Genomic DNA, 3,291 nt, shown 5'->3' with positions numbered 1-3,291 from the left:
AGCAGTTTTAGGCACCTAGATATGATTAGATTCTAGGCGTGTTTTTGGAGTCTAGCGCGCAAGTTTGTATCCTCACTTGGATTCTGCTTTTTGGTAGAATCTAGGGCGCGCCTTATAACTTAGCTTTTATCGCACTTGCGCAAAAACTTGCAAATCATCAAACAAGGCAAATCTATCCTACAAAAACACTTTAGCGATTGCTAGTCTATTTAGATTTAGCTCATTTTTATTTTTCTATTTTTGTTTTTGGCTTTTTTATTTTTCCCTTGCTTCATCGTTCTCATCGCGTTTGCAAGGGCTATGAGCGCCACGCCCACATCGCCAAACACCGCCTCCCAGATTCCAGCCACGCCCACGATTCCCAAAATGATAAACAGCCCCTTCACGCCAAGCGCAAAAATGATATTTTCATAAATGATGATTTTTGTCTTTTTGGCTATTTTTATAGCGCGCAGGAGTGATTCTAGCGAGTTATTTAGCACGATGACATCGGCATTTTGGCGGCTTAGATCGCTGCCACTTCCCATAGAGACGCCAACATCCGCGAGTGCGAGTGTGGGCGCGTCATTGATGCCATCGCCGACAAATCCCACTTTGTGCGGCGTGCGCTTTTTGAGCTCAAAAAACACGCCCGCTTTATCCTGTGGCAAAAGCCCGCCGTGATATTCTATGCCGAGCTTTTCGCCAACTATTTGGCAAGGATATTTGCCATCGCCGCTTAGGATGACTGGCTCGATACGCATAGATTTTAGCTCATTTATCACGCTTTTGGCATCAGGCTTTAGCTCATCGGCGATGATGATATAGCCCAGATAGCGCTTATCCACGCTCACATGCACGATAGAGCCCTGTATGTCGCAGGTGTCGTGTGGTATGTGGAATTTATGCAAAATCTTGTCATTGCCCGCGATTATCTCGCGATTATCACACACCGCGCGCACGCCAAGCCCGGAAAGCTCTTCAAACTCGCTTATGTGGTGTTTGTGATTTAGCGCATGATAGGCGTTTTTTATCGATTGGGCGATGGGGTGAGATGAGAGATCTTGCGCGCAAGAGGCAAAGCCCAGCACTTCTGCTTCGCTCACGCCCTTTTGTGGCACGACACTCACGACTTTAAACACGCCTTTGGTAAGCGTGCCGGTTTTATCAAATCCTATGAGTGAGAGGCGGCTTAGCGCTTCTAGGCAGTTTGAGCCTTTCACAAGCACGCTTGCGCGCGAGCACGCAGCGATCCCGCCAAAATACCCGATAGGCACCGAAATCACTAGCGCACAAGGACAGCTCACCATCAATACCACCAGCGCGCGATAGATCCACTCATTTAGATCCTGCCCGAGCGCAAATGGTGGAAAAAGCGCGATAAAAAGCGCTATGACAAACACCACCGGCGTGTAATACCTAGCAAAAGTCGTGATAAAGTTTTCTGTTTGGGATTTTTGCGTGGTGGCGTTTTGGATGAGCTCGGTGATTTTGGCGATTTGGCTTTTGCCATAGGGGCGGATGGACTTTAGCCGCACGACTTTGCCAAGCGCGATGCTACCCGCTAGAATCTCATCGCCCTTTTTCGCGCCAACAGGCAGCGACTCGCCGCTAAGCGCTGAAGTATCAAAACTCGCCTCATCATCAAGCAGCAACGCATCTGTAGGCACCATCTCGCCCGCATACACCACGACCTCATCATCCACGCCCACATCCTGCGCATCTATGGCTATGATGTCCTCGCCCTGCACCTTGTGCGCTTGAGGCGGGGCGAAGTGTGCTAGCTCGCCGATAGATTCTCTAGAGCGGCGCACGCTAAGGTTTTGCAGATACTCACCCGCAGAGAAAAATAGCATAATGCTTACCGCCTCTTCCCACGCGCCTATGAAAAATGCCGCGATAGACGCGCTTAGCATCAGCACATTTTCATCGAAAAACTCTTTTTTGCGAAAGCTTTTTAGCGCGCCTTTAAACACCTCGCGCCCAGCGATCACATAGATGACTATCCACACACAACGCAAACAAAGCGTGTAAAACTCATATTCGCTCTGCCTATCTGTGCCATCCATCGGATCCACATAGAAAAAATTAAGCGCGACACTTGGGATAAACACCAAAACAAGCGCGATTAGTAGCATAAGCTCGGCGTTGAGAAATGAGAATCTGCGGGGCTTGGCTGGGGTGGTTTGGGTTTTGGTGGCGCTGGCGTTTTGTGTGGCTTGTGTGGCAGATTCTAGCTTTTTAGAATCTGCGCTGGATTCTCGCGTGCTGGATTCTGTGCTTTTTTCAGAATTCACGCTAGAATCTAGCTTTTTAGATTCTGCGCCAGCGCCCGCATATACGCCACCGCGCGCGCCCAAATTGCCAGAATCTAAATCATTAGAATCCGGATTATCAAAACCTTGCGCTTCATCGCTCACCACCACATCCGGCTCTAGCTTTTTTATCACCTTTTTTGCTTTATCAAAATCATCGCAATCTATCAGCAGCACACCGCTCGCAAAGCTTATCGCCACATTTTTCACACCTTCAGTTTTGCGCAGTGCGGATTCTAGCTTGCTAGCACAATTAGCGCAGTCGAGATTTTCTATTTTGTATCGTTTCATTTTTATTCCTCAAATTTTGGCTCAAAAATTCGCTTAAATTTTGGCTCAAATTTTTAGCCCAAATTTCAGCCCAAATTCATAGATTTTAGATTTTTATCTTCAAACGCGCTTTTAAGCGCTGGTCTAGTATAAGCCGAGTTCTGTCGAGGGCAGCTATTTATCTGGGATGCGCTTCGCAGCGCACCTCTAGCGAAGAGCAAAATCAAGACTTTTACCATACTCTTCTTGCTACGGATTGGGTTTGCATAGACAAATCTAATCGCTTAGATTCCGGTGGGCTCTTACCCCGCCTTTTCACCCTTACCGCGCGCGGCGGCGGTTGTTTTCTGTTGCACTTTCCCTTAGGTTGCCCTAGCCATTCGTTAAATGGAATCCTGTCTTTGTAGCTCGGACTTTCCTCTCATGCCTAGCACAAATCACGCTTTTGGCGCAAATCGCGCAAGCACAAGCAGCCGCCACTAGACCAGCGCGACATTATAGCAGAATCTAGCGGCAGATTCTAGCGCGCATTTAGAAAAACGATGGGATATAAAATCAAAGAAAAGTAAGTCAGGATTTTTGCTTGAAATTAGGACTTTTGCTTATATTTGTGTTTTTGAGGTTTGTATAAATGATTAGCTACAGTTAAAAGCGACAAGATAAGAATGGACTTGGGCGCAAGATTTTTGGTTTTGACCCTGCGCCCGGTATAAAACAGCCAAGCTGC

General features: G+C 47.5%; 1 protein-coding gene and 1 other RNA gene. Both read right to left on the bottom strand.

The genetic code is table 11. The features are described from left to right. Positions 1 to 215 precede the first annotated feature (215 nt). Positions 216 to 2,585: a heavy metal translocating P-type ATPase gene (locus BKN38_RS09985; protein WP_066453110.1), complete on the bottom strand. Its 2,370-nt coding sequence runs from the start codon at positions 2,583 to 2,585 to the stop codon at positions 216 to 218. A 113-nt stretch (positions 2,586 to 2,698) separates the two neighbouring features. Then, an RNA gene (rnpB, locus tag BKN38_RS09980) (RNase P RNA component class A) lies at positions 2,699 to 3,053 on the bottom strand. Positions 3,054 to 3,291 lie beyond the last annotated feature (238 nt).

Origin of the sequence: Helicobacter sp. CLO-3, assembly GCF_001854545.1 — a bacterium.
GTDB lineage: Bacteria > Campylobacterota > Campylobacteria > Campylobacterales > Helicobacteraceae > Helicobacter_B.
This window is presented reverse-complemented; position numbering and strand designations above follow the sequence as displayed.